Genomic DNA, 1,190 nt, shown 5'->3' on the forward strand with positions numbered 1-1,190 from the left:
GGTCACGACCGAGACATAGCGCGCGCCCAGCGCGTTGATCCATCCGAAGGTATCGCCCAACGAGATCACATCGCCCGGCTTGATCGACTTGTCCAAAAGGATGATGAGACCAGACACCAGGTTCGATACCACCTTCTGCAGCCCGAAACCCAGCCCCACGCCGATAGCACCGGACAGCACCGCCAGCCCGGTCAGGTCGATGCCGATGGCCTTCAATCCAATGAAGAAGGCGCCGCCGAACAGCAGGATCTGCGCCATCTTGGCGCCCAGAACCTGCATAGACGGGGAGATATCGGCGTTGCTGCGGATACGGTTGGCCGCCACCGATGAAATCACCCGCGCCAGCGTCAGCATCACCCCAAGAATGACCGCCGCCTGAACCACCAGATAGAGCGAAATCCTGAGGTCGCCGAATTCTATGGCAATGCCGTCCAGCAGATGAATTGCCTCTTGGGTGATCCCCAGAATACGCAGGGTGATCCAGGTCCAGGCGCCGTATTTCACCAGGTTTCGCAGCAAGGGGTTGCCGACCAGCCTGGTCGCAAAAGAGACAATCAGCCAGGCCAGCGACAGGTTGGCGATCAGTTCCAGCAACCGCGAGCGGCTGGGCCAGGTCGCCTCCTGCATGATCAGCACCACCAGCCAGATCAGCAGCACAAACAGGATGCCGCGGATCCGTTTGTGCAGCACCAGCCCGACCCGCATCCGCCAGCGCGGCCAGCCTTCGCGCCCGCGCAGCCAGTCATGGAAAGCCCTGCCCAACGGCTTGGCGATCAGGGCAGCCAGCACGAACACCGCCAGTGCAATGCCAACCTGATAGGCGTTCCAGGGCCTTAGCAGAAGCTCGCCCCCCTGCATCAGCAAGCCCCAGATCTGCTGCCCGAACTCCAGCGCCTCGGCGGTGCTTTCCGCGATTGCATCCTTTGGCAGGGTCTGCTCTTCCGGCTCCATCACGCCCCCTTTTTTCCGCCAGTCTGCCGTCCTGCCCGGTTTCAATCAAGAAGAGACGCGGGCAGCGCCGGGCGGTACGGCGGTTTAATGTCTCTGCCGCCTGCCATTCCCTGCCTTAGAACGAATCTTGATTGCCGGCCCTTGCGGATGTATCTGACAGCCATGACCCTCGTATTGGCGCAAAAGATCGAACTGCAAGACCGCGCACGGCTGCGCGAACGGTTCTATGGCGCCGCCCG

General features: G+C 61.8%; 1 protein-coding gene. It reads right to left on the reverse strand.

Annotated elements, in window-relative coordinates; translation table 11 throughout:
- Positions 1-951, reverse strand: a 951-nt coding sequence (locus tag A2I95_RS40215) for a mechanosensitive ion channel domain-containing protein (protein ID WP_291737920.1), incomplete at its 3' end; no start/stop codon positions are given.
- Between the last annotated feature and the right edge of the window lie 239 nt (positions 952-1,190).

This window comes from Leisingera sp. F5 (assembly GCF_001593695.1).